We start from the raw sequence: 26196 nt of genomic DNA, 5'->3' as shown, positions 1-26196 counted from the left end.
GGCGCCTGGCCGTCGTCGGCCAGGACGGCAGACTGACCAGCGGTCAACACCCGGCATGCCCGAGGGCATCCCTTCCAGACGCGTCCTCACCGTCAGCGAGCTCACGGCGCTGGTCCGGGAGCACCTCGCGACGGCGTTCCCAGACGTCTGGATCGAGGGCGAGCTGTCCAACCTGCGCGCCCCCGCCTCCGGCCACCTCTATTTCACGCTGAAGGACCCCTTCGCTCAGATTCGCGCGGTGCTGTTCCGCTCCGGCGCGCAGCGCCTCCGGTTCGCGCTCAAGGAGGGACTCCAGGTGATCGCGCGCGGGCGGCTGGGTTTGTACGAGGCGCGGGGGGAATACCAGCTCATCATTGAGTATCTGGAGCCGAAGGGGGTTGGGGCGCTCCAGCTCGCCTTCGAGCAGCTCAAGGAGAAGCTGGCACGGGAGGGGCTCTTCGATCCGGCCCGAAAGCGCCCGCTCCCGTTCCTCCCGCGCCGAGTCGGCATCGTGACGTCGCTCTCGGGCGCGGCGATCCGCGACATGTTGACGGTCCTGGGGCGTCGCTGCCCGATCCTGAGCGTGCTGATCTGCCCGGTGCCCGTGCAAGGTGACGGCGCCGCGCCGCAGATCGCCGAGGCGATCCGGGCGCTTGGCGAGTCGGGTGCGGTGGATGTGATGATCGTGGGCCGTGGCGGCGGGTCGCTCGAAGACCTGTGGTGCTTCAACGAGGAGGTCGTCGTCCGGGCCATCGCGACCTCGCCGGTCCCGGTCGTCTCGGCTGTGGGCCACGAGATCGACGTCACGCTGGCCGACTTTGCGGCCGATTACCGCGCGCCCACGCCCTCCGCGGCGGCCGAGGCCGTCGCCCCGGTTCTGGAAGATCTGGTCCGCCAAGTCCGTGATCTGGTGGAGCGGCAGGCTCGAGCAACGCGGAACCGGCTGGCGCTCGTCCGCCATCAAGTACCGGCTGCCGAGGAGCTGGAAGGGGCGCTCCGGGTCCGGGTTGAGCGCGAGGCGCAACGACTGGACGACGCCATCGGCCGGCTGGCCGGGTCGGTCGGCGAGGCGCTGCAGGCGGCGCGCACGAGATTGGTGAGCGCCCGGCACGCGCTCCATGTCCACAGTCCCCTGGCGCGCGTCCGGCGGGCGTTGAGCGTGCTCCCACAGCTCTGCAAGCGGGCGGAGCAGGCCGCGCTGGCAACGCTGACGTTGAAGCGGCAGGCGATCCGTGCGCTCGTCTCCAGGCTGGACAGCCTGAGCCCGCTCGCCGTGCTCAGCCGCGGCTACAGCTTGGTCCAGCGGGCGCGCGACGACCGCATCGTTCGGGATGCGCGCGAGGTCACGATCGGCGACGCGGTCCGCGTCAGGCTGGCGAAGGGACGGCTCCTCTGCGACGTCCGTGAGGGATGGCCCAACGCCGACTAGCTTGACCATGACGTTCGTCGCCGCGCTATAATACGCGGCGAGGGCTCCTGTGCACGGTGCGGTCAGGACAGAGCGGATCGAGGAAGACGGAGGTCCCGTGGCGGCGTTGAAGTTTGAAGAGGCGATGGCCCGGCTTGAGACGATCGTGTCGGAGCTGGAACGGGGAGACCTTCCGCTCGATGAATCGCTCAAGATCTTCGAAGAGGGGATCAAGCTGTCCAAGACCTGCCTCAAGATGCTGGACGACGCCGAACGCAAGGTGGAGATCCTGGTTCAGGACAAGGACGGGAAACGGCGGCTCCGCGCCTACAGCCTCGACGACGCGGCGGCGGAGGAGTCGCCGGAGTCGGACTAGCCCGCCTCCGCGCCCGGCGTCGGCGGCCTCGCCGGTGTCTTCTCCCGGTTCCCCCCGACAGAGCAGCACGATGGCCGACAGGGTCTCGGCGAGTCGAGAGCGGTTGGATCGCGTGTTGGTGGCCCGCGGCTTGGCCGAGAGCCGGGAGCAAGCCGGGCGCCTGATTCTGGCCGGCGCAGTGACCGTGGACGGGGTTCTGGTGGACAAGCAGGCCCGGCTCGTGCCGACCGACGCGGCGATCGAAGTCGCCCGGCGGGGGGACGAGTTCGTCAGTCGAGCCGGTGCGAAGCTGGCGGCCGCGCTCGACGCCTTCGGCGTCATCGTCACCGGGCTCGTCGCGATGGATGTGGGCGCCTCCACCGGCGGGTTTACCGACTGCCTCCTCCGGCGGGGGGCGCGGCGCGTCTACGCGGTGGACGTCGGGTACGGGCAGTTGGACTGGCGGTTGCGCCGCGATCCCCGGGTCGTCGTGCTCGAGCGCGCGAACATCCGGTATCTGGCCCCCGAGGCTGTGCCCGAGCCGGTGGACCTGGCGGTGGTGGACGTGTCGTTTATCTCGCTCACGCTCGTGCTCCCGTGCGTGACGAAGTTTCTCGCTCCCGAGGCGACCGTGGTCGCCTTGGTGAAGCCGCAGTTCGAAGTCGGCCGCGGGCAGGTCGGCCGCGGGGGGATCGTGCGCAACGAGGAGCAGCGGCGGGCGGTGACGGAGAAGGTGCTGGCCTGTGCGGCCGGGCTGGGGCTCTCCCGGCTCGGCGTGCTGGATTCGCCGGTGGCGGGGCAGAAGGGCAATCGCGAGGTGCTGGTCGGCCTGCGGCGAGTGCGCGGCGGGGGCTGAGCCGGACGCGGGCTTCCGCAGGGCGCCGCAGCGCGGGCAGGATCAGCGTGGCCGGGAAGGAGCGCTATGCGAATCGTGGTGACCGGCGGGGCCGGCTTTATCGGGTCCCACCTTGTGGATCGCCTGGTGCTGGAGGGGCACGAAGTCGCGGTCGTGGACAACCTCTCGACCGGCAAGCGTCGGAACATCAACCGCGCGGCCCGGTTCTACAAGATGGACATCCAGAGCAGCGCCCTCGAGCGGGTCTTCCGAAGAGAGCGGCCGCTCCTGGTCGTGCACCTGGCGGCGCAGATGGACGTCCGGCGGTCAGTCGAGGATCCCGTCTATGACGCTCAGGTGAACATCCTGGGCACGCTCAACGTCTTACAGCAGGCCGTTGCGCATGGGACGCGCAAGGTGATCTTCGCCTCCTCGGGCGGTGCGATCTACGGCGAGCAGGAGGTGTTCCCCGCGGCGGAGACCCACTCGACGCGGCCCGCCTCGCCCTATGGAATCAGCAAACTCACAGGCGAGCACTATCTCGCCTACTACGAGCAGGTTAGCGGGCTGCAGTACGTGAGCCTCCGCTACGCCAACGTCTACGGACCCCGGCAGGACCCGGAAGGGGAGGCCGGCGTGGTCGCCATCTTCACGCAGAAGCTGTTGCACGGCGAGCAGCCGGTGATCAACGGGAACGGCCGGCAGACCCGGGACTTTATTTTCGTCGAGGACGTGGTCGAGGCCAATCTGGCCGCGATGGGAAAGGACGCACGGGGCACCTACAACGTCGGCACGGGGGTCGAGACCTCCGTCAACGAGCTGTTTCAGATGCTGGCCGATCTCATCCAGCCGGGCAGCAAGGCGCTCCACGGCCCGGCCAAGAAGGGTGAGCAGGCCCGCAGCGCCATTGACAGCGCCAAGCTCCGCCGGGAATTGGGGTGGGAGCCCCGGGTCTCGCTGAAGGAGGGGCTGGCGCGGACTGTGGAATATTTCCGGGCAGCCCGCGCCTGAGGCTTCCGGACCCGACGGGGACGCGGACGGGGTCCCCTCGTTGTTATTGATAGCGCGGGACCGATGGATCCACCTGAACCGACCAGGCGTCAATCCCCCCGATCAGGTTCTTCACGCTCTTGAATCCCTGCTGGAGCAGAAAGCTCGTGGCGTCGGCGCTGCGCATCCCGCGATGGCAGGTCACCACAATCTCATCGTCCTTGTTCAGCTTGTCGAGCGATTGCGGCAACGTTCCGAGGGGAATCAGGACCGACCCTTCGATCTTGGCGAGTGAGTATTCCCAGGGCTCCCTCACATCGAGGAGAAAGATCTTGTCCCCCTTGTCCAGGCGCTCCTTCAGCTCGCGCGGAGTGATCGTATAACCCATGGTCCGACCTCCATCTTTTCGGAGAGGCTATAGTATGCTGCGGTCTCCGAGGCTGTCAACGGACGACCGAGGCGCCCTGAACGGAACGGGGCCAACCTCATGGCTGCGGCTGAGTCGCCGCCGGAAATTGGTGCACAATGGGGCAGAAATTGCACGGCTGGCTGCTGCACGGGTCGCGACCCAACAAAGGAGCCTGGCTCCAAACCCCGCACGTTGTCAAGGAATTAGGGCCCTTGAGCGGAAAATCATCGCGCGGGGGTGCGTATCTTGCTTCCCCTTAGGGGGCAGGTCGGCCCCCGACTGGGTTAAGAAGGAGGCCCCAGGTGGCCGATTTAGACAATGAAATCGTAGTGTTTGTAACCACGACTTCCGAGACTGAGGCGCTCCGGATCGCTCGGGCGGTCGTTGAACAGGAACTGGCGGCCTGTGCCAACGTGCTGCCGGCAATCCGGTCGGTCTTCCGATGGGAGGGGAAGGTATCGGAGGAGCACGAATGCTTGATGATCCTGAAGTCCCGGGCGGCGCTCTTTGACGAGTTGGCGGCAGCGATCAAAGACCTGCACAGCTACAGCGTGCCGGAGATTATCGCGGTTCCCATCCAGCGTGGATGGCCGGACTATCTGCGCTGGATCCACGAAGTCACACGTAAGCCGCAGAAATGACTTGTCATTTTCATTAATTTCTTGACCGGCGAAACGGGTTTTCATTAGACTGGGGGCCTTATTGGAGAAGTGGGCGACAGAGGAGCCTTTGAGTCCGGAGTATGTTCCATGAACCGACCTGACGATGCCTACACGATCGTGATCTTCAGAGGGCCGACCGCGACCCCGCTTCGGTTCAGCCTCCCCCGGCGACTGGTCCGTCGCCTCGCGATCCTCGGTCTTGTCCTCGCGCTCGGGGAAGTCCTCTTGCTGTCTCAATACGTTATCAAAACCGGCCAAGTCTGGGAGTTGCAGGAGATCCGGGCCGAGTTGATGACCGCCCGAGAGCAGACCAACGCCTTCTCCAGTGCGGTCGAGGATCTGAAGCGCCGGTTCCTGGCGATGAAGGAGGTCAACCAGCGGTTGCGGGTGATGCTCGGGCTGGATTCGCTCAGGCCGGAGGACTACCTGAACGGCCAGGGTGGCAGCGAGACGCCGATCAGTCCGGAGGAGACGCCGATCCCCGAAGGCCAGGCCGGGTTCCTGGCTCCGGAGGTCTCCGAGGACAAGTCTGCGGCCGCCCAGCCGGCAGCCGATCGCGAGAAGGAGGCCTCGCCCGGGGCTGTGGCTCTGCAGGTCCAGCAGGAGATCGAATGGCTGCGGAACGAGGTGGTGTTTCAGGAGCGTAGCCTCGAGGAGCTGAGCGAGGTCGCGAAAGAGCGCTGGACCCAATGGGCCTCGACGCCGTCCATCTGGCCAGTCAAGGGCTGGATTACCTCCGGGTTCGGCCCCAGGGTGTCACCCTTTACGGGCCGGCCGGCGATGCATGACGGGCTGGACATCGGGGCCCCTCCGAACGCCGATGTGCTGGCGCCCGCGGCCGGCCAGGTGACCGCGGCCGGGTTCGATCTCAGGATGGGCTACGTGATCAACATTGACCATGGCTATGGGATTCAGACCCAGTACGGGCACCTGGCCAAGATCCTGGTCAAGCAAGGCCAGAAGGTCAAGCGCGGCGACCGGATTGGGCTCGTCGGCAGCACCGGGCTTTCGACCGGGCCCCACCTGCACTACATGGTCAAGGTCAACGGCCGACCGGTCAATCCCCAGCGATACATTTTGGATTAGGCTCCCTGCGGCTATGTCCCGCCGTGCCTCCCCCTCGCCTCTGACAGCAGATTCCGGTAAAGTCCCGGCATGACCGATCTGGACATCGCCCGCTCCGCAACCCCGCGTCCGATCCTGGAAGTCGGAGAGGACCTCGGCTTCCGGCCCCATGAGCTGATCCCTTACGGAGCTTTGAAGGCCAAGGTGGCCTTGAGTGTCCTGGAACGGCTGGCCGACCGGCCGCTCGGCCGCTACGTGCTCGTGACCGCAATCAATCCGACGCCGCTGGGCGAGGGCAAGACGACTACCGCGATCGGCTTGGCCATGGCCCTCCGGCGGTTGGGCCACCGGGCGGTCGTCACCTTGCGCCAGCCGTCCCTAGGGCCGGTGTTCGGGGTCAAGGGCGGCGGGACTGGGGGCGGCCGTGCTCAGGTGATCCCGATGGACGAGATCAACCTGCACCTCACCGGCGACGCGCACGCCGTGGGTGCCGCCCACAACCTACTCGCCGCATTCCTGGACAACCACCTCGCGCATGGCAACGAGCTGGACCTCGATCCTGCCCGGATCGCCTGGCCGCGGGCCATGGGGATCAGCGACCGGGCGCTGCGGCAGGTCCGCCTCGCGGGGGCCGACGGCTCGACCGGCCGCGACGCGTCGTTCGTTATCACCGAAGCCTCCGAGGTCATGGCCGTGCTGGCGCTGGCGACCGGACCCGGGGACCTGCGCCGCCGGCTGGGCCGCATCCTGGTAGGCGTGACCCGGGCCGGCCGGCCCGTCACGGCTGAGGACCTCAAGTGCGCCGGCGCGATGGCCGTGCTCCTCAAGGACGCGCTGCTCCCGAACCTCGTCCAGACGCTGGAGGGGACGCCTGCCTTCGTTCACACCGGGCCGTTCGGGAACATCGCCCACGGCAACTGTTCGATTCTGGCGGACGCCATCGCGCTGCGCGTGGCCGACTACGTCGTCACCGAGGCGGGGTTCGGAAGCGAGTTGGGCGCGGAGAAGTTCTTCCACATCAAGTGCCGGGTCTCGGGGTTCCGGCCGGCGGCTGCAGTCGTCGTGGCCACGCTGCGCGCGCTCAAGCTGCACGGCGGCGGCGGCACGGTTCGGGTCGGGCAGCCTTTGCCCGCGGGCCTCACCGGGCCGAACCGGGAGGCCTTGGTCCGGGGCTGCGCCAACCTGGAGCAGCACCTCGCTAACGTGCGCGCGTTCGGCGTCCCGGCGGTCGTGGCGATCAACGCCTTTCAGGACGATCCGCCGGAGGAGCTGGACTATGTCGCAGCACGAGCCGTGGCCGCCGGTGCCACTGCTGCCGTCTCGCGACATTGGGCCGAGGGCGGCAAGGGCGCGGAGGAACTCGCCCGCGCGGTGATCGCGGCCTGCGCGCGCCCGTCGGCCTATGCTCCGCTCTACGCCGAGACGGACCCCATTAAGAAGAAGATCGAGACGATCGCGATGCGCCTCTACGGCGCGGCTGGTGTGGCCTACGAGGAGCAGGCGAACGCCCAGATCGCGGAGGCGGAGCGGCTGGGCTTCGGGCAGCTTCCCGTCTGCATGGCCAAGACTCCGCTTTCACTGTCCCACGATCCGGCGCTGAAGGGGCGGCCGTCGGGCTTCACCCTGCCGATCCGCGAGCTACGGATTCTGGCTGGCGCGGGCTTCCTCACAGCGGTCTGCTCCGGGATTCAATTGATGCCGGGGCTTCCCAAGCGCCCGGCTGGCGAGCGGCTTGATCTGGACCCGGAGACAGGGGAGATCGTCGGACTGTCGTGAATGGGGGGCGGCCAGGAGGTGGTCGGTGGTCAGGGGGCAGTCCACAGACTCCGGACCACGCCCGAGCATAGTCAGCGCTGTTTGAGGTACTTGAAGAACTCGGAATCCGGGCTCATGACCACGGTCGCGCTGCCGTTGAAGGCCTTCTTGTAAGCTTCCATCGAGCGGGTGAACTCGAAGAACTTCGGGTCCTGCTTGTACGCGGAGGCATAGATGCGGAAGGCCTTCGCGTCCCCCTCCCCGCGCAGCTCCTGCGCGGCCTTGTACGCCTCGGCGAGGATGATCTCCCGGTCCTTGTCGGCCTCCGAACGGATTTTCTGCGCCTCCTCGGCGCCCTCGGCGCGGTACTGCTTGGCCTGCCGCTCCCGCTCCGCCTGCATGCGGGCGAACACAGCCTTCTCGTTCTGCTCGGGCAGGTCCGCCCGCTTGATCCGCACGTCCTGCACCTCGAGCCCGTAGGCCGCAGCCTTCTCCTTCGCGCGCTGGGTCACGACCTGCATGATCTGCGCCCGGGTCTTCGATACGATCTCGGACAGGTCATGCCGTCCCAGCTCGACCCGCAGCTCCGAATAGATGATGTCGTGGAGTCGCTGGAGGGCGCCGCGCTGGGTCTGGAAGGCCTGGTAGACCTTCAGGGGGTCCGTGATGCGCCACTTGGCATAGTTGTCAATGAGGATCGTCTTCTTGTCCTGGGTGATCACCTCCTGCGCGTCGGAGTCGTAGTCCAGGAGCCGCTTGTCGAAGTACGTGACCTGCTGGATGAAGGGGATCTTGAGGTAGAGCCCCGGCTCGGTGAGGTTCCGAACGGGCAGGCCGAGCTGGACGACGATCGCCGTCTCGGTGATGTCCACGATGAAGAAGGGCGAGGCCCCGAGCACGAACAGGAGCATGACCGCCGCGATGAGGCCGACGAGCAGGTTCTGCGTCCTCATGGAGCGGGCCTCTTCTCATCCGCGGCCTGGGGCGCCGCGCCCTTCTTGAGCCGCTCGAGCGGCAGGTACGGCAGCATCCGGTCCGCAGCCTTGCCGTCAATGATGATCTTCTCGACGTGCGGGAAGATCTCTTCCATGGTCTCGATATAGATGCGCTTGCTGATGACGTCCTTTGCCTGGTTGTATTCCTTGAGCGCCTTGAGGAACCGGTTCGCCTCGCCCTCCGCCCGGGTGACTCGGGCCTGGGCGTACCCCTTGGCCTGATTGACCAACTCGGCCGCCTCGCCCTTGGCCTTGGGAATGATGTCGTTCCGGTAGCTCTGCGCCTGGTTGATCATCTTTTCCCGGTCTTCCTTGGCGCTGGCGACGTCCTTGAAGGCGGCGGCGACCGCCTCGGGCGGGTTCACGTCCTGGAGCTGCACCGCCGCGACCTGCACCCCGGCCGCGTACTGGTCCAGGATGCCCTGGAGGAGCTGGTGCGTGTCGTCCTGGATCTGCGCCTTGCCCGTGGTGAGCACTTCATCGATCTTGCTCCGCCCGACCACCTCGCGGATGGCGGCCTCGGCGGCCTTCTCGATGGTCTCCTCGATCTCGGCCACGTTGAAAAGGTACTCGCGCGCGGTCTTGATCTTGTACTGGACGATGAACTGGACGGCGACAATGTTCTCGTCCCCAGTGAGCATCTGCGCCTCGCGTGGGAGCATCTGCTGGCGGCCCTGCCGGTCGGTGCGAAAGCCCACCTCGATCCGATGCAGCTTGGCGACCTTGGGTTGGAGTACGGTCTCGATGAAGGGGATCTTGAGGTGGGGGCCGGGGCCGACGATGCGCGTCACGTCCCCGAACCGCTTGACCACGCCCTCCTCGTCTGGAGCGACGATGAACGTGCCCTGCCACACGAGGATGACCGCGGCCAGGATCAGGATCAGGCTCCGGAGCCCCCGGCCGGGGAGCCACTGGCGGAGCTGGCCCTTGGCGCGGCTCAGCAGGTCCTCCAGGGGATCGCTGGGCCGGCTCCAGGGATCTTTGGGAGCCCAGACCATAGGCCCCCACCTTAGCAGAGTTGGAGACGCGGAACAACCCAAGGAGCGCTTAGGTCCCGGACGACTTCACCGTGGACTTCATCAGGCCGTCCGCCTGAGGCGGCGAGAAGCCCAGGTAGCCTTCGCGCCGCTCCGTCAGCTCGAGCACGGAGAAGGGGGCCCCGTCCACCTCTTCGGGCGCGGTGAAGATCTGGCGCAGGGGGCCCCCGCGGGCGCCCACGATCTGCCCCGCGAACCGGACGCCCGCGCGGCCGAGCTGGGCTATGGCCCGCTCGATGTCCTCGACCCGCACGGCGACGTGGTGGAGCGTCCGGTCGCCGAAGCGGGCCACCCAGGCCGGAATGATGCTCGTCCGGCCGCGTTCGCCGGGATAGGCCTGGTCGATGAACAGGGCCGGGTAGCCCGGCTTGCGATAGACTTTGGCGAACCAGTCGTCGTACTCGAGCGTTTCGGCGAAGGCGTAGCCGAGCCGCAGGAACTCCTCGGCCCGGCAGTCAATGTCGTTGGTGCGGAAGGTCAGGTGATCGGCCACGGGCAGGAACCCGACGCCGACGTCGTCCAGGCGCTCCTTGAGGAGGCGGGCGGCCGCGTTGCGAGCGACGAAGTCGGCGACGTAAGCGGCGAGGAGCTGATCCAGCTCGCGGGGGGACGACACCACGCACCCTCCGGAGTCTCAGGGACGCGTAAGTCTCAGCCTAGCCTGATCCGGCCGAAATTACAAGATCGCCGCACGGGCCAGTTATTCCTCTGCAGTCTCGCTCTCCCCCAACCGGCAATAGAGGGTGCGCCGGCCGATCCCCAGGAGTTGCTGTACGATGAAGGCTGCGGGGGCGTGCCCGGAAGCTTGTCCCAGGTCGTCGAATGCCCGCAAGAGACGCTGCGCCTTCCCGTCGATCACCGACAGGGGAGCCACGAGTTCGTGCGCCACCCCGCCGCCTGGAGGCGAGCGTACGGATGGTGCCTTCAAAATCGCTCTTGTGCCGCGTCACCGAGGCGGCACGGCCGTTCTCGCCGACCCTGACAACGGGTTCCGTGCCTGGAGCTTCCTGGCTCTACACCTTTTGGGGGCGGCCCGGGACGGGCATGCACGATGCACAAACGCCCTAAAAGCCGGGAGAGGCAGCACAACCAGTCGCCAACGTTCATCTAAGGTGGATCAGACTGGCGCCCGCTCACCGTGCGCGCCGTCACCGGCGACGTGTGGACGCTGCCGGTGGCCCGCGCGGACTTGCTGGCGGGCCTGAAGAAAGGCGATCGGGTGAGCTTCGAGATAGACGACTAGGAACGAATCGTCAGGCTGGTCAAAGTCACTGAAGATAAGGAGCGGTTGAGGACACGGAGGGAGAGATGTCCTATGCCGAGGCTTGTCACTCATCGGGACAGGGGTTCGGGCAAGGCTTCCGACCAGCAGCCGGCGCGGGATGGCGATCCGGTCCTCGATCCGGTCGCGACGCAGGAGCCTGCCTACTCCCGGCAGCCGGTTCAACCGGCCGATGCGCCAGCGGATTTCGACTGGCGCAGTGAGGGTCGGCCGAGTTAGCGCATCACAGGCGCGCCCTTCTTCGACCAGTAGTAGTACAGCGAGACGTTCGGGTAGATCGCGTTGATGTTGTTCTGCCCGGCGATGGAAAACAGGACGCCGGCGGCGCCCACGAGCGCGCCGTTGTCGTCGTGGAAGAACTTGTATTGGATCGCAGGCTCCACGCCGAGGAGGCTGAAGCTGGTCGGGGCGAGGTTCAGGGCGTGCCCATCCAGGCGGAAGGGCAGCCCGTGCAACGTGACGAATTCCAGGTTGACCCCGAACCCCCGCCGGTCGTCCACCAGGTATTCCACGATGAAGCGCGTATTCACGATGTCGCCGTTGTAGGTATTCATCCCGCCTGTGCTGCCGGGCGCGGTATAGGAATAGTACAGGCCGCCGTTGAGCCGGAGCGGCTGCAGGTTCTTCCGGAACAGGACGCCCTCCGTGAACGACAACCCGCCGAACTTCGTGCCCGGCAGCCGGCCCAGTGGGGAGAACCCGCCAGGAATGCTCTTGGTGCCGAACCACTGGCTGCTGGGGAGGGTGAGGCCGTTGTAAAGGGTGATCGAAGGGCGCCAGGAGTCCGGGTCCTGCACGACCGGCCGGTATTTGAGATAAAGGGTCGTGTCGCCGATGCCGGTTTCGGTTTGGATGTCGCGGCTCCCCGTCGCATTGGCTCGGCTGGACTGGAACCAGACCACGGACGGCGCGGCGTTGAACTCCAGATGGTCCGTGAGGCCGTATGCGAAGATCAGCGTCGGCGCGATCGCTTGCAGGTGAAAGGGTGAATCGTTCGCGCTGGTGGTCAGCCTGTTCGGAAACTGTTGGTGTCCGAACTCCATGAAGGCGAAGGGCTGAACCAGGAACTGTCCCTTGGGCTGGATGTCCACGCCGGTGTTGAGGATTGGCCCGTGCGAGAAGGGATTCCAACTCTTCCGATACTTGAGGATCTCCTCCTCCGATGGGACCCAGTCGAAGGCGAGGAGCCCGCTCGCCGGCGACCAGGCCATGGCAGTGGCCAGCAGGAAGACTGACGCACATCCGGCGCGGCGCCAGCGCGGCAGGCGCCGCGAAACGGCCCCCGCGCGTCGCTTCACGAGAGCCTTGTGAAGGCCAGATAGGCGAGGCCGGCGAGGAGGCCGGAAGCGGGCAGGGTCACGATCCAAGCCAGCACCATGTCGCGCACGGTGTCCCACCGCACGGCGGCCGGGCCTTTCAGCAGGCCGATACCGATGATCGCCGAGCCGCTGACATGGGTGGTGGAGACGGGCAAGCCCATCGTGGCCGAGACCAGCACCAGGGATGACGTGGTCAGGTTCGCTGACAGGCCCTCCGTGTGGTCCATCCTGACGACTTTCTCAGCCAGGACCTCCGTCACGCGCGCTCCCCCAAGGTAGCTGCCGAGTCCCATGGAGAGGGCCACGCCGGCAAGGCCGAGCGTCTGGAGGGTAGCACCGGGCCAAGATGCCAGCGTGCCGCCCAGCAGGAGCATGGCCGCGATCTTGGGGGCGTCGTTGGCGCCGCGGGCTAACGCGGCGAGCCCGCTGGAGATCCAGTGGATGGTATCCAGTCCCATGGTCAGGCCCTTGAGGCCGGCCCGGTCGCAATGGGACGGGATCGCGGCGACCGGCTGGCCAAAAGCCGTGGCTTGCAACAGGGTGCGAGTTGTGCCTTGGGTGTCTATGGTCACCAACGCTCGCGCGCTCGGCAGCAGACACAGGCAGGCTCCCTCCCAGCGGCTGGCTAGCGCCCGGATGCCCGGGTGTAGCAGGCCCGAAAGGGAGAAGGCCAGCACCGGGCTCAGGAAGAGCGGCAGCGCGATCTTGCCGAGGATGGCCGACCAGAGCAGGCCGTCACGCCCCACAGCGACCCACCCGGCGCCCACGATGGCGCCGGTCAGCGCGTGGGTCGTGGAGACGGGAAGCCCGGTCCGGGAGGCGAGGAGGACCCAGGCCATGGCCCCGGCCAGGACCGCCATGGCCAGCTCGGGTGGGGCCGTGATGGCGGGGGCGAGCACCCCGCTGCTGAACGTCTTCACCATCGCCGTGGCGATCAGTCCGGAGAGCCCTGCTCCGACCATGGTCCAGACCGTTCCCCAGAGGATTGCTGTCCGGTAGGTGGTCACCCCGCTGCCCACCAGGGTCGCGATGGCCTTGGCCACGTCGTTCGTGCCGTTGGCGAAGGCCAAGGCCAGGACGAGGAGAAACGCGAAATGGGGGAGGTCCATGGCGAGCAACGGCTAGCGCGAGACCACCGCCCCGCCGCAGGAGGAGCCGGCGCCGGCCGTGCAGCCGTAGCAGTGGTTGCCGGTCACGATCTGGCGGGTGTGGAGGCGGGCGGGATCGAAGTCCCGGATGTGGCGCGGTGCGTCCTCGCGCACTGGAAGGTCGAGCATCTGGTTGAAGTCGCAGTCGTAGAGCGTCCCGTCCCAGCCGACCGAGAGCGTGTAGCGGCACATGACGCCCGCGGCCGCAGCGGGGTTGAACGCGTTGGCGAGCCGCTCCATGTAGCCCTCGTAATTCCCGCTCTGGACGAGAAACTCGAGAAATCGGCTGATCGGCATGTTCGTGATCGTGTAGAGCCGGGTGAAGACGATGCCGTAGGCCCGTTGCAGCTCGCGCCGGAACTGGGCCTCGATCGCCTCCTGCTTGGGCGGGAGGAAGGCGCCGACCGGGTTGTGCACCAGGTTCAGGATCAACCCGCTGCCCTCGACGCCGTAGCCCAGCCGGTTCAAGAGCTGAAGCGCCCGGATGGACTTCTCGAAGACGCCCTCGCCCCGCTGCGCATCGGTCTGGGACGGGCGGAAGTACGGAAGCGACGCGATGACTTCGACGCGGTGGGCGGCGAGGAACTCCCCGAGGTCGGCCTGGGACGGTAGCAGCAGGACGCTGAGGTTGCACCGGTCTATGACGTGCCGGCCCAGGGCCCGCGCCTCCGCAACGAGCCACCGGAAGTTGGGGTTCAGCTCGGGCGCGCCGCCGGTGATGTCCACGGTCGGGATGTCCGTCCGCGCCAGCGCGCGCAGGCACAGCTCGGCTGTCTCGCGGGTCATGCTCTCCACGCGGTCGGGACCCGCGTCCACGTGGCAGTGCCGGCAGGTCTGATTGCAGAGTTTGCCAACATTGATCTGGAACACTGTGATGCCGGTCGCGCGGAGCGGCTCGAGGCCGAGCGGATGGAGGCGAGACTCGAACGACGGGCAGGCGGCGGCGGCCAGCAGCCGGCGCTGTTCAGCCGCGGGTGCGAGCGGGCTTCGGCGTGCCAGTAGGGTCAGTCCCATTGCCCCTCCGTGCGCCTTCTCGTCCGCGCCTGCCTAGGGGCGCGCCGGCCGACTCGATCGGCCAGCCGGTCCTCCGGGAACCGGATCTGGCAGCAGCCGAAATCCAGACCCCGCTCGTCGCGGTCCCTGAAGACCCGGCGGAGCCTCGGCGCCACGCGGTAGCAGACCCGCCGCCCCGCGCGCAGGCCCTCGATCAGCCCGGCTTCTCTGAGGATCCGGAGGTGATGCGACACGTGCGGCTGTCCCCGCCGCATCTCCCGCACCAGGTCGCTCACGCACTTGTCCTGTAGGAGCAGGGATTCGAGGATCCGCAGGCGCGTCTCGTCGCCCAGCGCCCGCAACACCGCCGCGCACTGGGGCGTGGTAAGGGACGGCTGTCGCACCAGCGCCTCCGCTCAGCAGCAGGCTGGGCCGGGTCCACAGGACCCGGCGGCGCCCGACACCGCCTGCCCGGTCCGGTTGATGATCGCGAAGTGTGGGCGGTAGGGCGTTGCCTCTAGCACCGCCAGGGTCTTCGAGCAGATCTCCAACGGCCGCCCGCGCCGGAAGCGATGCTGATCGTCGTCGTCGGCCTCGGTGAAGGGCCCGGTCAGCAATGCAAAGTGCCCCCGCCAGACGCAGGGTGCCGGTTCGGGCAGGATCGCCAGCCAGCGGGGATCGGCCGGCTCGAGCGGCGTTGGCCGCTCCGACAGCTCGAAGAGCCCCGCGAAGGCTGGCGTCTTCAGCACCGCCGCGGTGCGCGCGTGCACGGCGACCGGGACGCCCCGCTCGTAGGTCTGGCCCAGCTCATCCACGACGCGGCTGAATGGCCCGCGCAGCGTGGCGAAGCGGACCCCGTTGGGCGCCACGGTCTCTGGCAGCTTGTACCCGGTCAGGGTCAGTGAGAGGAAATGAATGCCGTCAATGACCTGCCAGGGCATGACCTTGACCTGGTGGACGCCCAGGAAGCCAGCCCGGCACAACCCCTCGAGGTAGTCGCCGACCTGGAGCGCACCGGAGAGGCAGTCGCCCCACTTGTCCCTGTCATACAGCAGATAGTTTGGCACGGGCTGGTCCGCCACGATATCCGAGATCGTGAACCGGCCTCCGGGCTTGAGCACCCGGTACATCTCGCGGAAGACTGCGGGCTTGTCCGGGGACAGGTTGATCACGCAGTTCGAGATGATCAGGTCCACGCAGGCATCTTCGACCGGCATAGCCTCCGCCTGGCCCTTGCGAAATTCGACGTTGGGCGCCGCGTACCCGAGGTTGGCCGCGACGGCCGGCGCATGCCGGCGGGCGATCGCCAACATCTCGTCGGTCATGTCGATCCCGATGACCCGACCGCTGGGCCCGACGCGCCGGGCGGCGTCGAAACAGTCAATCCCGCCGCCGGACCCGATATCCAGCACGGTCTCGCCCGGGCGCACGGTCTCGAGCCCGACCGGGGTGCCACAGCCGTAGGAGATTCTGAGTACCTCCTCCGGGATGAACGCGCGCAGCTCGTCGAAGTCGTAGCCGGTCGGGCAGCACATCGGCTCCCCGGTCGCCGCCGCCCTCGCATAGCGTTCACTGACGGCCTGGGTGATCGTCTTATCCGTCATAGACTACCTTCAGCTCGGTAGACATATGGAAATGTTTCCATATAACAGGTTGCACCATAAGGCGTCAACTCCTCGGAGTCTGTGAGCTAGCTCACAGACCACATTCTATTTCGGGCTCTTCAGGAAATCGTGTGGGTAACTGACTCGGCTTGCGCTATGCTCGGGCCCTCAAAAGGAGGACCCGAGCGATGCGCGACTTCGAACTCTATCAAGCTGTGCTGGGGCTGCAGACTGCCTGGACCGTGGTCAACGTGGAGCTGGATGTGAAGGGGAAGCAGGTGACGGTGACCGTCGAGGCCGGACCGGAGCCGTATCCCTGCCCCGAGTGTCGGGAGCCCGTCCCGGGCTCTGATCGCAAGCGCCGCCGGTGGCGTCATCTGGAGTCCCTGCCAGTTCACGACGTGGATCCAGGCGGACCTCCCCCGCGTGAGCGGTCCGACCCATGGGGTCAAGCAGATCGCGGTGCCCTGGGCCGAGCCGGGGAGCCAATGCACGGCTTGGTTCGAGCGGTGGGCCATTGACTTGCTCCGGGAGTGTTCGGTGAAGGGGGCCGCCGGGCTGCTGCGCATCACGTGGGACGAGGCCTGGGGGATCAAGGCCCAGGCGGTCGCCCGGGGGTTGAGCCGCCGGACCCAGGCTATCATCCCGCACCTGGGCGTCGATGAGAAAGCCATCGCCAAGCGGCACCGCTCCCGCACAATCGTCGCCGACCTGGAGCGCAGCCGCGTGCTCTACCTGGCCGAGGATCGCAAGCAAGAGAGTCTGGACGGGTTCTGGGCGACGCTGACGCCCGCTCAGCGCGAGGGGATTGAGGCGATCGCCATGGATAGGTGGGAGCCCTCCCTCCAGTCGACCCATACTCACCTCGATGGGGCAGAGGCCACAATCGTCTTCGACAAGTTCCATGTGGCCAAACATCTCCATGAGGCCGTGGACCGGATCCGCCGCACGGCGCAGCGGGCCCTGAAGCAGACAGGCGATGACCGGCTGACGGGGACCACGTCCCGCTGGCTCATGCGCCCCAAGGACATGACGGCCGAGCAGCGGGCCACGTTCCGCCTCTGGCCGCGCATGGACCTCAAGGTGGCACGGGCCTGGACTCTCAAGGAGCGCTTCCGCCAGTTCTGGGACTACACGTACGGTGGCGCGGCCCAGCAGTGCTTCGCCCGCTGGTTCTGGCGCGCGACCCATAGCCGGCTCCGGCCGATCGCGGCGGTGGCCCACCTGATCCGGCGCCACCTCCCCAACGTGCTCACCTCTCGGCAGCCTGGCATCACCAACGCGGGGAGGGAAGCCGTTAACGCGACGATCCAATGGGTCAAGAAACCCGCTCGCGGCTTCCGCAACGTCGAGCACTTCAAGACCGCGATCTCCTTCCATTGTGGAGGATTGGATCTCTATCCAACCCACACGAAAGCCTGAAGAGCCTCTTTTTTAACGTCAGGGCCTCGTATTCCCTGTTGACAGAGGCCCTATTCATGGGAGGTGTCCATGGCGAAATCGAAAGCGGAGCGAGGCCGCTTCTCCTCGCACAAGAAGGTGGAGGCCGTGCTGCGGGTGCTGTGCGGCGAGGATCTGGACTTGGTCTCCCGCGAACTGGGGCTTACGGCAGCCACACTCTCCGCCTGGCGGGACCAGTTCCTCGCCAGCAGCCAGGCTGGGCTGAAGAGTCGGGCGGCTGATGGGCGGGACGAGGAGCTGGCCCGGTTGAAGGCCCTGGTCGGGGATCTGACGGGGCGCCTCGAACGCTCGCGGGAGGCCGTCCAGCGTCTGTGAGGTGGCCTTCCGTTGGTCACCGGGCGGCCGACGCGATGAGCCACGCCCCGTCGCCTTCCCAGCAGCGCCGCTCTGGGGTGGTCCGAGTCTGCCAGGAGTGGGGCATGAGCCGGGCGACGTTTTATCATCAGCAGGACCGCGCCGCGCCGCAGGCGCATGAGCCGGCCAAGCGGGGGCCGAAGACGGCGTATACGGACGAGGCGCTCACAGCCCACATCCGCCACGTGCTGGCGGCATCGCCGTTTCTGGGCGAAGGGCACCGCCAGGGCTGGGCGCGCCTCCGCGTCCAGGGGATTCGCACCTCGAAGCTCCGGGTCCTCCGGCTGATGTGGCAGGCGGGCCTCTTGGCCCCGAGTCGAGCCCGGCGGGTCTTGGGGCCGCAGGCCCACGACGGGACCATCACGACCGAGCGGCCCACTCAGAGGTGGGGCACCGATGTCACCAGCACGGTGACCGTGGAGGACGGCCTCGTGACGGTGTTCGTGGGCGTGGACCATTGCACGCTGGAAGGCGTCGGCATCCATGCGGCGAAGACCGCCACCCGCTTCGAGGCCCTGGAGCCCATCCGCCAAGGGGATCGGCGGCAATTCGGGGCCGTCACGGCCGGAATCGCGACGGGGTTGCAGGTCCGGCATGATCATGGCAGCCAGTACATGAGCGATGACGTTCAGGCCGAACTCCGGTTCCTGGGGATTGCGTCCAGCCCAGCCTTCGTGCGAGCGCCCGAAGGCAACGGGGTCGCGGAACGCTTCATCCGGACGCTCAAGGAACAGCTCCTGTGGGTGCAGACGTTCCGCACGGTCGAAGAACTCCGCCAGACGCTCCAGGCCTGGCTGGTCACGTACAACGAGCCGTGGCTGGTCGAGCGCCATGGCTGTCGCTTGCCGGCCCAGGTGCGCCGCGAGCTCCTGGCCGCTCAGGAGGCGGCGTGAATACCCTCAACCGCGTGTCCAAGAAACCGGGGGCGGTACAGCGATCCCGATCCTCCACAATGGAGGAGATCGCGGTCTCGGGGGGCGAGCAACCGCGTCCCTGCCTGGCTCCCGCCAGCGGATTAGAACGTGAGAACCTGGTAGTTCTGGTCGATAAGCCGTTTGAAACTGGGGTGGCCTTCGTACTCGCCCAAGAGGGATACTCCACAAGCCGTGACGGATTCCGTCGCTCCGAACGCACCCGCACAGAACCGGCAGGCGCCTGCGATGCGATCCCTCACGGCGTCGAACAGGCCTTTCACCTTGTGATCCGCCTTCGACAGTTCACCGACCCACTTGGTTCCGGCGCCGTCAAAGATCAGCTTGACGTCGTCTTTCGCTTCCTTGAATTCCTTGACCGCTTCGAGGGCGTTCACCAGACGCCCGAGTCCCTCGTGCGTCTCCGTATCCGCTAGCACAACGATCGCGACCTTGGCCATGGCTCCTCCTTGTGTGTGATTACCCGTTACCTAGGCCTCTGGAGCAATTCCCAGCTTCTGTAGCCTTTGCTCTCCATCCCCTTGTGAGGCGGATAGCGCGGGCTTTGGGAACTTACCCTGGAAGGGGTGCTCCGGACCCCTAGCATACGTCGGCGCAGAAGGCGCCATCTGTGGGCTGGCTTACACAATGGAGCGTTCTTTCTATTCGGTCCTGTGGGGTGGCTTACAGAAGCGCGTCAAGCGAGTCAGTACGATTGCGTGCGGGATGGAGGCATTGCCCACATAGAGAGGCGGGTCGTGACGTGTCACCGGTGTCACGGGCTGATGACGAAGGAACAATACTGCGACGTGGACGATCTCAGCAGGAGCGTCTGCATTGACACCTATCGGTGCCTCCAGTGCGGCGAAATAGTGGACACAGTGATTCTCAACAACCGGAGGCGGGCTGCTGACTCTCCCGGCTCGACCAGGTGAGTGCGGGCGCGCCTTCCACGTCCCACATCTACCTCGGCATGAAGAAAGACAATGCTCAGGGTCACGAGCTCAGGAGGCGCAGGTGCGAGTCCAGGACGTGATGTCAACCCGGGTGGTGATGGCCAGGAAGACGGATACGGTGCACTCCGTGGTGGTCAAGATGCTGACGCGGCGCTGCGGGGCCATCCCGGTGGTGGAAGATGGGGATCGACTCATCGGTGTCGTTACCTTGCGGGATGTGATGATGCCGCTTTACCCGAATTATGGGGATTACATTCACGACGGCGTGCACAGCCGCGATTTCCTGGAAATGGAACAAGGCTATCCCGACGTGCTGGCTAAAAAGGTCGAGGAAGTCATGACTCACAATCCCCTGACGGTGTTGCCGACCACGCCCATACTCGAGGCCGCTTCATATATGGGGCTGAAGAATCTCCGCCGCATCCCAGTAGTGGACAAGGGGAGACTCGTCGGCATCGTCAGCATTGGGGACATTCACCGAGGACTGTTCTTCGCCAGGGGCGGGTGCGGGCATGAATCAGTATGAGACGTAGGTGGCAGCCTCCGGATATCCGCTCAAGCACACAGGCTTACGCCGACGGTCGTACGGGCGGTCAGTGGATGGTTCTGCTCGGGAAGACAGGATCACAGGAAGGGTGACGCATGTCCTCGTAAGCCGGTTTACTGCGGCCGGGGCATGCGGATGATAAGGTGCCTTGATAGTTGAAATGCGCTCTTTCGCGGAGGACAGGACACAACCTTTGCCGAGGAAAGGAAGGACGTTTATGTGGGAGCCATGAATCCCGAGTCCTGCGACTGATGACAGCAAGGGTCTCGTTTGGGAACACAACCAATCTGAAAGGAGGTTCACATGGACGTCAAAACGAAGCAGAACGTCGTCTACTCGGCATTGCTGGCCGCACTGAGTTTGGCGGGAACCCAGGCCTTTGCCGCCCCGCCCAAGATGCCAGAAATGCCCTCGGGTTGGGAGGCTTGCGGGGGCGTGGCCAGGGCCGGGATGAACGACTGCGCGGTCAAGACCAGCCTGCATTCCTGTGTCGGCATGGCCAAGAAGGACGGGGAGTCGGATTCCTATGTGTTCCTGCCGAAAGGCCTGTGCGCGAAGATCGTCAACGGTAAGGAGCCTGTTGCACAAACCCCTTGACACCTAGGCAATTATATGTATACTGTCTTCCCGAGTCATGACCGAAGGGAGGATGCGATGGGCTACAACTTTCTGCCGTGTGAGCGCGAGCAACTGTATCTGATGCCGCCGGCGTTGCAGGATTGGCTGCCGGAGGGCGATCTGGCCTGGTTCATCCTGGATGCGGTGGCCCAGATGGATCTGACGAAGATCGAGCGGACGTACCGAGCCGATGGCTGGGGCCAAGCGGCCTACGAGCCGGCCATGATGGTGGCGCTGCTGCTGTATGCGTACTGCCTGGGGGAGCGCTCCAGCCGCCGGATCGAACGGCTGTGCGAGCGGGATGTGGCCTTTCGGGTGCTCGCGGCCAATCAGCGGCCCGATCACACCACGATCGCCCGATTCCGGCAGACCCATGAGGCCGCGTTGGCCGCCCTGTTTACGCAGGTGCTGACGCTGTGTGCGGCGGCGGGGTTGGTGAAGGTCGGGGTGGTGGCCCTGGATGGCACGAAGATCAAGGCCGACGCGGCGCTGGCAGCGAATCGGACCGCCGAGACGATTGCGGCGGAGGTGACGCGGATGCTGACCGAGGCTCAGGCCACCGATGCCGCCGAGGATCGGCTGTACGGACCGGAGCAGCGGGGCGACGAACTGCCGGAGGCGTTGCGGGATCGGCGGAGCCGACTGGCCCGGTTGAAGGCGTGCCAGGCACGGTTGACGCAGGCGGCGGCCGAGGCGACCGCGCAGCAGCAGGCCAAGCTTGAGGCCCGCCAGGCCGAGGAAGCCGCCACCGGGCAGAAGAAGCGGGGCCGCAAGCCGAAGGCGGCCGAAGCGGCAGCGGATGCCACGGCCAAGGCGAACGTGACAGACCCGGACAGTCGCATCATGAAGACCCAGGCCGGGTACGTGCAAGGCTACAATGCCCAAGCGGTCGTGACGGAGGCGCAGATCATCGTGGCGGCCGCCGTCACGCAGGAGGCGAACGATGTCCGGCAACTGCATCCGATGCTGACGCAGGCGCAGGAGAATCTGCAGGCCATCGAGCACCCGCAGGCCATCAAGACCGCCCTGGCAGATGCCGGCTATTGCAGCGAGGCCAACCTGACGGAGGCCGATCCCGCCGGACCTGAGTTGCTGATCGCGCCGAACCAAGATTGGAAACAGCGCAAGGCGCTGCGGGAGCAGCCACCGCCACGAGGCCGCTGTCCGAAGGGGCTGACGGCCCGCGACCGCATGGAGCGCACGCTGCTGACGCAGCGCGGACGTCGTCTGTACACGCAGCGCGGCCAGACGGTGGAGCCGGTATTCGGCCAGATCAAGAGCACCCGTGGCTGTGATCGCTTCATGCGCCGTGGCCGCCAAGCCTGTGACGGCGAGTGGAAGCTGCTCTGCGCCACGCATAACTTGTTGAAGCTCTGGCGGAGTGGGAAGGCGGCCTGGACCGGTCGGCGCAGGGGCAGCGAACCGCGACGGCTTGGCCGGGGAAGCGGAAAGAAGACAAGGGGATGACTCTCTCAAAGGCCACGCTCCCTCGCGGTCTCGGCAGCGAGAAGCCCACATGGGAGCGAAGCGAATCAATGTCTGGTGACCAGAGGGCTCGATCATGAGTTTGAGCAACAGGCTCTAAGGTGTTGTCGATTACGAAGCAGGATTTCGAAGAGATGAAGGCGAAAATGAAGAAAAGGTAGGACGCCATCTCGATGCCTGGGCAAGTCCCTGGCCCGATCCCGGCTCGCGCCGGGATCGGGCTGCGCTCGCAACATTTTCGCACGATCCTGGAGACTGCCCCGCCGGTTGTCTGGGTGGAAACCCATCCGGAGAACTATTTCGGGGATGGGGGAGCGCCGCTTCGCATTCTTGAGCGCATCAGGACCCGCTACTCACTGAGCTTTCACGGAGTCGGACTTTCGTTAGGCTCGGCCGATCCGATCGACCGTGCCCATCTGCTCAAGCTGAAGGTCTTGGCCGACCGCTTCGAACCGGCCTTTGTGTCGGAGCACCTCTCCTGGAGCTCCATAGGCGGTCGGTTCCTGAACGAACTTCTGCCGCTTCCCTACACCCCCGAAAGCCTGGATCACATCTGTGCACGGATCCAAGTGGTTCAGGAGGCATTGCGGCGGCCCCTGGTCATCGAGAATGTCACGCGCTATCTCACATGGAGGGACTCCACTATTCCGGAGGGAGCGTTCATGGCCGAGGTAGCCCGGAGAACCGGCTGCGGGATTTTGCTCGATCTCAACAACGTCTACGTCAACGCGATCAACTTCCGCCTGGATCCACTCGATTGCCTGAGCGCGTTTCCCGGCGACGCCGTATGGGAGATTCACCTGGCAGGCTTCGATCGCTTCGGTATATGGCTGATAGACACCCATGGTCAAGTGGTGCATCCAGAGGTCTGGAAGCTGTACCAGTGGACGATCGAGCGCATCGGCCCGCGTCCGACCCTGGTTGAGTGGGATACCAATCTGCCGCCTCTTTCTGTCCTGGTGGACCAGGCGAAACAGGCGGACACTCTTCTCAATGGTTACCATGCCGCGGCTTCCTGAGGTCCAGCAAGCCTTTTACGACGCGGTCGTCCGTGGAGCGTATCATGCTGTCACAGGGGGCATCGCGCCGGGCAGGTCGGCCCTGCGGAGCATAGCGCTCTATCGCCGCCTGATTCGTGACAACTACACACAGGTCCTGAAGGTCACCTACCCGGTGCTGTGTCGGCTTGTAGGCGAACGATATTTTGGAATCTTAGCGCGGGGCTATTTCAAGGTTCACCCTTCGACCAGCGGAGATCTGTTTCCCTATGGGCTCCATTTTCCAACATTTCTCAAAGAATTGCAGGCCACCCCTCAGTTGGTGGAGTTGGCGCGCCTGGAATGGGCCTGCCATGAGGTACATCAGGCCGCTGATGCCCCGCTGCTTTCCGCGGCGCAGCTCCTGGCGATGGCGTCACAGGATCCGTCGCATGTGATCGTCCGACTGCATGCAGCCGTGCGACTCCTCCGCTTTCGGTTTCCGGTACATCGAATCTGGCTCGCTCTGCAGCCTGACGTGCCGGAAAGCGCCGCCAACCTCCCGCTTGAAGAGGAAGCCACCGGCGTCGTCGTGACGAGGCGAGACGGCCACGTCCGGGTGACGCCTCTCGCCATACTCGACTTCATCTTGCTTGAGGCCATGGCGAGCGGACAGAGCCTGACCGCGATTGTGCGGATGGCAATCGCGTGTCAACCGAAGTTCGATTTGGCCGGGTTTTTTGCAGAGGCTCTGAATCTGCGCGTGATCAGGGATTTCTCGGTGGTGGAGAGCCCATGACCTCCGGCCTGGGACATCTAAAGCGCAGCGTGTCCCTTGCCTTCTCCGCCTACGGTCGCCTTGTTCGAGTGTTGGAAGGGCTGATCCCGATTTATGACCTCACCGTCCGGTTGTACCTGGCTCACATCTTCTGGAAGGGGGGCATGGTCAAACTCTCCAGTTGGATGTCGACCGTGATGCTCTTCACCATGGTCTACGATGTGCCCTATCTGCCCACCGAAGTCGCTGCATATCTGGCGACCGCCATCGAATTGGGCGGGTCGTTTCTCCTGGCGATCGGTCTGGTGGGACGATGGGCGGCCCTCTCGCTATTGGGGCTGAACATCGTCGCAACGATCTCCTATGGACAGCTTTCGGAGGCCGCGCTACAAGAAACGTTCTATTGGGGGATTCTCTTCCTCTATTTCATCCTGCATGGACCGGGACTCCTTTCGGCCGATGCCCTCCTGCGTCATCTGGCCCGGCGAAGGCGAGCCGCGCGCGTCGGGGGTGAAGACGGGTGAACGTTCTTGAGGTTGCGCCGGGGCCGCCGTGCCAACCTCATTGGGACAGCGAATTCGGCACGCCGTTTACAGTGCACCGAGATATAGAAGGTCAGCCGCTTCCGGTCCTGGTCCAAGGCTTGGATGATCGGGATCACCTGGGCGTTGTAGTACCCGTCTTCCTGATATTGCAGCCGGATCTTCTCGGCGCTCTCCTTCGCCTGCTGCTGATCCAGGAACGACTGGCTGCGGATGGTGATCTTTTCCTTCAGCTTGTCGTCGCTGAGCTCTTCGTTGCCGTCGAACACGATCTCGGTGATGAAAAGCTTCTCGCGGATGACGAAGGTCACGGCGACGCCGCCGGGCGCCGGCTCGGTCTCGACCTGGACGTCTTCGAAGAACCCCATTTCATCCTCGATTTCGCAGGGGGCCGAAGGCATTGCGCACGCGTGTTGAGCGGGTGAGCGCGTGATTTCCCGCATAAAAACGGCTCCTCTCGTGGTAACAGGGAAGTGGACATGTCCGACTTCCACCAGCGAAAGGAGCCGCTTGGAAAGGGAGTCCATCTTCGCACGCATCGACCGCGCTCGCCGACAGAACCATTCGGGAGACCTTCACCCTTCGGCGGGCGACCCGCTACGGGGGGCAACCTGCTGAGCGACTTCGTCCGAGCCCAGGGGATCGACCGGGCCTTCGCGGGGGCCTTCGGCCGGGACAAGGCGCCGTGGGCGACGTACTCGCTGCCCGAGAGCCTGCGCCACATCCTGGACGGGTACCTGCTCGGCCTGGAGCGGATCTGGCACTTCGAGGAGCTGGAGCAGGAGCCCCTGCTCTTGGTGAAGCGGGGGCACAAGCGGCTGCCGGACTTCACGCTCCTCTGCCGGGAGCTGGCGCGGATCGATACCCCAGAGTAGCTGGGGCGCCTGCGGTGGGTCGGCGAGCAGCTCCTTCGCCGGACGCTGGCACGGCAGCGCTGGTACGTGCTGGACTGCGACTCCCCCGTGGAGACCCTGTATGGGGAGCAAGAGGGCGCTCGCCTGGGGCCGACCCCCACAAGCGGGGGCGCCCTTCGTATCATCCGCTCCTCTGCCGCGAGCGGAAGAGCGGGTTCGTCGTGAACAGCCGCCTGCGGCCCGGCGACCGGGGCCGAGCGCGTTCTCTGCCAGAGCGTGGCCTGGCTGCCTGGAAGCCCCGGCGCACGATCCTCCTTCGTGCGGATCGCGGCTTCGACCACGAGGCGCTCTACGTCCGTTGTGAGCGGGCGGGGCTGGCATTACGTGGTCAAGCTCCGGGTCACGCCGGATCTGGCCAGCCGGATCTGGACGCACGCGCCGGAGGGCCGCGGGCGCCGAATCGAGACCGGGGACGAGACGCTCCTCGAGGTGGCCACCATCGAGTTCCAGCGCCAAGGCTGGAGCCGCTCGCGGCGCGTCCTCCTCACGCGGCGGCGGGACTCCGAGACCCCGCCGGGACACTTCTGGGATGCCCTCGGCTACAACGACGCCGCCTCCGGGACAGATCTGGACTGGGCCCCGGAGGACATCGCCCGCTTCTACGGCAAGCGCGCCGACGTGGAGCAGGCGATCCACGAGCTCAAGTAGGACTTCGGGAGCGACCGGGTCTCGACGGGCCAGTTGCTCCCGAACGCCGCCGCCCTGGAGCTGAAGGTCCTGGCCTTCAACCTCCTGGTGCTCTACCAGCGTCAGGCCCTGGGGTGGAGCCTCCTTCAGCGCGCCAAGACGCTCCGCCGCCGGGTCTGTGAGCCAGCTC

General features: G+C 65.9%; 29 protein-coding genes. 17 read left to right on the top strand and 12 right to left on the bottom strand.

All coding sequences use genetic code 11. The features are described 5' to 3' along the window. The first annotated feature begins 55 nt into the window (after positions 1-55). From xseA to ACWHYQ_RS04315, 4 genes are all read left to right on the top strand, one after another. The gene (gene xseA, locus ACWHYQ_RS04330) at positions 56-1408 is read left to right on the top strand and encodes an exodeoxyribonuclease VII large subunit (RefSeq protein ID WP_447974512.1); all 1353 of its coding nucleotides are present in this window, start codon (positions 56-58) and stop codon (positions 1406-1408) included. A 49-nt stretch (positions 1409-1457) separates the two neighbouring features. Beyond that, positions 1458-1763, top strand: coding sequence for an exodeoxyribonuclease VII small subunit (gene xseB / locus ACWHYQ_RS04325; RefSeq protein WP_447974511.1), 306 nt, complete (start codon positions 1458-1460; stop codon positions 1761-1763). Positions 1764-1833: 70 nt separating this feature from the next. Continuing rightward, positions 1834-2598, top strand: coding sequence for a TlyA family RNA methyltransferase (locus tag ACWHYQ_RS04320; protein WP_447974510.1), 765 nt, complete (start codon positions 1834-1836; stop codon positions 2596-2598). Positions 2599-2664: 66 nt separating this feature from the next. Beyond that, complete coding sequence (locus ACWHYQ_RS04315; protein WP_447974509.1) at positions 2665-3588, top strand: NAD-dependent epimerase/dehydratase family protein; 924 nt, start codon at positions 2665-2667, stop codon at positions 3586-3588. Positions 3589-3631: 43 nt separating this feature from the next. Here the strand turns inward: ACWHYQ_RS04315 and ACWHYQ_RS04310 are convergent, their stop codons facing one another. Beyond that, on the bottom strand, positions 3632-3955 hold the full coding sequence (locus ACWHYQ_RS04310) for a rhodanese-like domain-containing protein (protein ID WP_447974508.1): 324 nt from the start codon (positions 3953-3955) through the stop codon (positions 3632-3634). A 323-nt stretch (positions 3956-4278) separates the two neighbouring features. On the opposite strand from ACWHYQ_RS04310, the gene cutA reads away from it, so the two are divergent. The 3 genes from cutA (at position 4279) to ACWHYQ_RS04295 (ending at position 7479) form a co-directional block, all read left to right on the top strand. Beyond that, positions 4279-4617 (top strand): divalent-cation tolerance protein CutA, encoded by a 339-nt coding sequence (cutA, locus tag ACWHYQ_RS04305; RefSeq protein ID WP_447974507.1) that lies wholly within the window; start codon positions 4279-4281, stop codon positions 4615-4617. 108 nt (positions 4618-4725) lie between these two features. Continuing rightward, complete coding sequence (locus ACWHYQ_RS04300) at positions 4726-5724, top strand: M23 family metallopeptidase (RefSeq protein ID WP_447974506.1); 999 nt, start codon at positions 4726-4728, stop codon at positions 5722-5724. 69 nt (positions 5725-5793) lie between these two features. Further along, positions 5794-7479 carry a formate--tetrahydrofolate ligase gene (locus tag ACWHYQ_RS04295; protein ID WP_447974505.1) on the top strand — a complete coding sequence of 562 codons (1686 nt, stop codon included), beginning with the start codon at positions 5794-5796 and terminating at the stop codon, positions 7477-7479. A 71-nt stretch (positions 7480-7550) separates the two neighbouring features. On the opposite strand, the gene hflC is transcribed toward ACWHYQ_RS04295, so the two are convergent. From hflC to ACWHYQ_RS04250, 9 genes are all read right to left on the bottom strand, one after another. Next, on the bottom strand, positions 7551-8411 hold the full coding sequence (gene hflC / locus ACWHYQ_RS04290; RefSeq protein WP_447974504.1) for a protease modulator HflC: 861 nt from the start codon (positions 8409-8411) through the stop codon (positions 7551-7553). Continuing rightward, the gene (gene hflK / locus ACWHYQ_RS04285; protein ID WP_447974503.1) at positions 8408-9451 is read right to left on the bottom strand and encodes an FtsH protease activity modulator HflK; all 1044 of its coding nucleotides are present in this window, start codon (positions 9449-9451) and stop codon (positions 8408-8410) included. Before hflK ends, hflC begins: the two co-directional genes overlap by 4 nt. Before the next feature lie 49 nt (positions 9452-9500). After that, on the bottom strand, positions 9501-10109 hold the full coding sequence (locus tag ACWHYQ_RS04280; protein ID WP_447974502.1) for a VOC family protein: 609 nt from the start codon (positions 10107-10109) through the stop codon (positions 9501-9503). Between the two features lie 81 nt (positions 10110-10190). Next, positions 10191-10379, bottom strand: coding sequence for a hypothetical protein (locus ACWHYQ_RS04275; RefSeq protein WP_447974501.1), 189 nt, complete (start codon positions 10377-10379; stop codon positions 10191-10193). 608 nt (positions 10380-10987) lie between these two features. Next, a complete protein-coding gene (locus ACWHYQ_RS04270) occupies positions 10988-12070 on the bottom strand; it encodes a hypothetical protein (protein ID WP_447974500.1) in 1083 nt (360 codons plus the stop codon). After that, positions 12067-13200, bottom strand: a complete 1134-nt coding sequence (locus ACWHYQ_RS04265; protein WP_447974499.1) for an anion permease — start codon at positions 13198-13200, stop codon at positions 12067-12069. The genes ACWHYQ_RS04270 and ACWHYQ_RS04265 overlap by 4 nt, the downstream gene beginning before the upstream one ends. A 12-nt stretch (positions 13201-13212) precedes the next feature. Further along, positions 13213-14253 (bottom strand): arsenosugar biosynthesis radical SAM (seleno)protein ArsS, encoded by a 1041-nt coding sequence (gene arsS / locus ACWHYQ_RS04260; RefSeq protein WP_447974498.1) that lies wholly within the window; start codon positions 14251-14253, stop codon positions 13213-13215. Next, the gene (locus tag ACWHYQ_RS04255; protein WP_447974497.1) at positions 14244-14636 is read right to left on the bottom strand and encodes an ArsR/SmtB family transcription factor; all 393 of its coding nucleotides are present in this window, start codon (positions 14634-14636) and stop codon (positions 14244-14246) included. Before ACWHYQ_RS04255 ends, arsS begins: the two co-directional genes overlap by 10 nt. Positions 14637-14648: 12 nt before the next feature. After that, positions 14649-15836 (bottom strand): methyltransferase domain-containing protein, encoded by a 1188-nt coding sequence (locus ACWHYQ_RS04250; RefSeq protein ID WP_447974496.1) that lies wholly within the window; start codon positions 15834-15836, stop codon positions 14649-14651. Between the two features lie 312 nt (positions 15837-16148). Here ACWHYQ_RS04250 and ACWHYQ_RS04245 point away from each other — a divergent pair, with 312 nt between their 5' ends. Both ACWHYQ_RS04245 and ACWHYQ_RS04240 read left to right on the top strand, forming a co-directional pair. Next, the gene (locus ACWHYQ_RS04245; protein WP_447975520.1) at positions 16149-17258 is read left to right on the top strand and encodes an ISL3 family transposase; all 1110 of its coding nucleotides are present in this window, start codon (positions 16149-16151) and stop codon (positions 17256-17258) included. A gap of 69 nt (positions 17259-17327) precedes the next feature. Further along, a protein-coding gene (locus ACWHYQ_RS04240; RefSeq protein ID WP_447974495.1) for a transposase occupies positions 17328-18544 on the top strand; the annotation gives its coding sequence in 2 pieces (ribosomal slippage) (positions 17328-17570 and positions 17573-18544; 1215 coding nt in all). Between the two features lie 122 nt (positions 18545-18666). On the opposite strand, the gene ACWHYQ_RS04235 is transcribed toward ACWHYQ_RS04240, so the two are convergent. Then, positions 18667-19023 (bottom strand): DsrE family protein, encoded by a 357-nt coding sequence (locus tag ACWHYQ_RS04235; RefSeq protein WP_447974494.1) that lies wholly within the window; start codon positions 19021-19023, stop codon positions 18667-18669. Positions 19024-19579: 556 nt separating this feature from the next. On the opposite strand from ACWHYQ_RS04235, the gene ACWHYQ_RS04230 reads away from it, so the two are divergent. The 6 genes from ACWHYQ_RS04230 to ACWHYQ_RS04205 all read left to right on the top strand — a co-directional run bounded on the left by ACWHYQ_RS04230 (position 19580) and on the right by ACWHYQ_RS04205 (position 24447). Further along, a complete protein-coding gene (locus tag ACWHYQ_RS04230) occupies positions 19580-20044 on the top strand; it encodes a CBS domain-containing protein (protein ID WP_447974493.1) in 465 nt (154 codons plus the stop codon). A 324-nt stretch (positions 20045-20368) separates the two neighbouring features. Further along, positions 20369-20662 (top strand): BufA1 family periplasmic bufferin-type metallophore, encoded by a 294-nt coding sequence (bufA1, locus tag ACWHYQ_RS04225; RefSeq protein WP_447974492.1) that lies wholly within the window; start codon positions 20369-20371, stop codon positions 20660-20662. 57 nt (positions 20663-20719) lie between these two features. Further along, positions 20720-22150, top strand: a complete 1431-nt coding sequence (locus tag ACWHYQ_RS04220) for an IS1182 family transposase (RefSeq protein ID WP_447973018.1) — start codon at positions 20720-20722, stop codon at positions 22148-22150. A gap of 191 nt (positions 22151-22341) precedes the next feature. Further along, entirely contained in the window at positions 22342-23187 is an 846-nt protein-coding gene (gene bufB / locus ACWHYQ_RS04215; RefSeq protein ID WP_447974491.1) for an MNIO family bufferin maturase, read from the top strand. Then, positions 23162-23944 carry an HvfC/BufC N-terminal domain-containing protein gene (locus ACWHYQ_RS04210; RefSeq protein ID WP_447974490.1) on the top strand — a complete coding sequence of 261 codons (783 nt, stop codon included), beginning with the start codon at positions 23162-23164 and terminating at the stop codon, positions 23942-23944. Before bufB ends, ACWHYQ_RS04210 begins: the two co-directional genes overlap by 26 nt. After that, complete coding sequence (locus ACWHYQ_RS04205; protein ID WP_447974489.1) at positions 23941-24447, top strand: DoxX family protein; 507 nt, start codon at positions 23941-23943, stop codon at positions 24445-24447. Before ACWHYQ_RS04210 ends, ACWHYQ_RS04205 begins: the two co-directional genes overlap by 4 nt. Here ACWHYQ_RS04205 and ACWHYQ_RS04200 read toward each other — a convergent pair. Further along, the gene (locus ACWHYQ_RS04200; RefSeq protein ID WP_447974488.1) at positions 24396-24833 is read right to left on the bottom strand and encodes a POTRA domain-containing protein; all 438 of its coding nucleotides are present in this window, start codon (positions 24831-24833) and stop codon (positions 24396-24398) included. The genes ACWHYQ_RS04205 and ACWHYQ_RS04200 overlap by 52 nt on opposite strands. 111 nt (positions 24834-24944) lie before the next feature. On the opposite strand from ACWHYQ_RS04200, the gene ACWHYQ_RS04195 reads away from it, so the two are divergent. After that, on the top strand, positions 24945-25340 hold the full coding sequence (locus ACWHYQ_RS04195) for a hypothetical protein (RefSeq protein WP_447974487.1): 396 nt from the start codon (positions 24945-24947) through the stop codon (positions 25338-25340). Positions 25341-25637: 297 nt separating this feature from the next. Next, positions 25638-26027 carry a hypothetical protein gene (locus ACWHYQ_RS04190; protein ID WP_447974486.1) on the top strand — a complete coding sequence of 130 codons (390 nt, stop codon included), beginning with the start codon at positions 25638-25640 and terminating at the stop codon, positions 26025-26027. Positions 26028-26196: the final 169 nt, after the last annotated feature.

The organism is Nitrospira sp. Kam-Ns4a (genome assembly GCF_965152595.1).
This window is presented reverse-complemented; position numbering and strand designations above follow the sequence as displayed.

Bases quoted from the DNA above. Each gene is read 5' to 3' on its own strand.
- ACWHYQ_RS04235 (WP_447974494.1), bottom strand. From the start codon at position 19,023: ATGGCCAAGGTCGCGATCGTTGTGCTAGCGGATACGGAGACGCACGAG.
- ACWHYQ_RS04315 (WP_447974509.1), top strand. From the start codon at position 2,665: ATGCGAATCGTGGTGACCGGCGGGGCCGGCTTTATCGGGTCCCACCTT.
- ACWHYQ_RS04310 (WP_447974508.1), bottom strand. From the start codon at position 3,955: ATGGGTTATACGATCACTCCGCGCGAGCTGAAGGAGCGCCTGGACAAG.
- arsS (WP_447974498.1), bottom strand. From the start codon at position 14,253: ATGGGACTGACCCTACTGGCACGCCGAAGCCCGCTCGCACCCGCGGCT.
- xseA (WP_447974512.1), top strand. From the start codon at position 56: ATGCCCGAGGGCATCCCTTCCAGACGCGTCCTCACCGTCAGCGAGCTC.
- ACWHYQ_RS04205 (WP_447974489.1), top strand. From the start codon at position 23,941: ATGACCTCCGGCCTGGGACATCTAAAGCGCAGCGTGTCCCTTGCCTTC.
- ACWHYQ_RS04220 (WP_447973018.1), top strand. From the start codon at position 20,720: ATGGGCTACAACTTTCTGCCGTGTGAGCGCGAGCAACTGTATCTGATG.
- bufA1 (WP_447974492.1), top strand. From the start codon at position 20,369: ATGGACGTCAAAACGAAGCAGAACGTCGTCTACTCGGCATTGCTGGCC.
- ACWHYQ_RS04210 (WP_447974490.1), top strand. From the start codon at position 23,162: ATGGTTACCATGCCGCGGCTTCCTGAGGTCCAGCAAGCCTTTTACGAC.
- hflC (WP_447974504.1), bottom strand. From the start codon at position 8,411: ATGAGGACGCAGAACCTGCTCGTCGGCCTCATCGCGGCGGTCATGCTC.
- ACWHYQ_RS04200 (WP_447974488.1), bottom strand. From the start codon at position 24,833: ATGGGGTTCTTCGAAGACGTCCAGGTCGAGACCGAGCCGGCGCCCGGC.
- bufB (WP_447974491.1), top strand. From the start codon at position 22,342: ATGCCTGGGCAAGTCCCTGGCCCGATCCCGGCTCGCGCCGGGATCGGG.
- ACWHYQ_RS04295 (WP_447974505.1), top strand. From the start codon at position 5,794: ATGACCGATCTGGACATCGCCCGCTCCGCAACCCCGCGTCCGATCCTG.
- ACWHYQ_RS04265 (WP_447974499.1), bottom strand. From the start codon at position 13,200: ATGGACCTCCCCCATTTCGCGTTTCTCCTCGTCCTGGCCTTGGCCTTC.
- ACWHYQ_RS04300 (WP_447974506.1), top strand. From the start codon at position 4,726: ATGAACCGACCTGACGATGCCTACACGATCGTGATCTTCAGAGGGCCG.
- hflK (WP_447974503.1), bottom strand. From the start codon at position 9,451: ATGGTCTGGGCTCCCAAAGATCCCTGGAGCCGGCCCAGCGATCCCCTG.
- ACWHYQ_RS04320 (WP_447974510.1), top strand. From the start codon at position 1,834: ATGGCCGACAGGGTCTCGGCGAGTCGAGAGCGGTTGGATCGCGTGTTG.
- ACWHYQ_RS04195 (WP_447974487.1), top strand. From the start codon at position 24,945: ATGTCCGACTTCCACCAGCGAAAGGAGCCGCTTGGAAAGGGAGTCCAT.
- ACWHYQ_RS04250 (WP_447974496.1), bottom strand. From the start codon at position 15,836: ATGACGGATAAGACGATCACCCAGGCCGTCAGTGAACGCTATGCGAGG.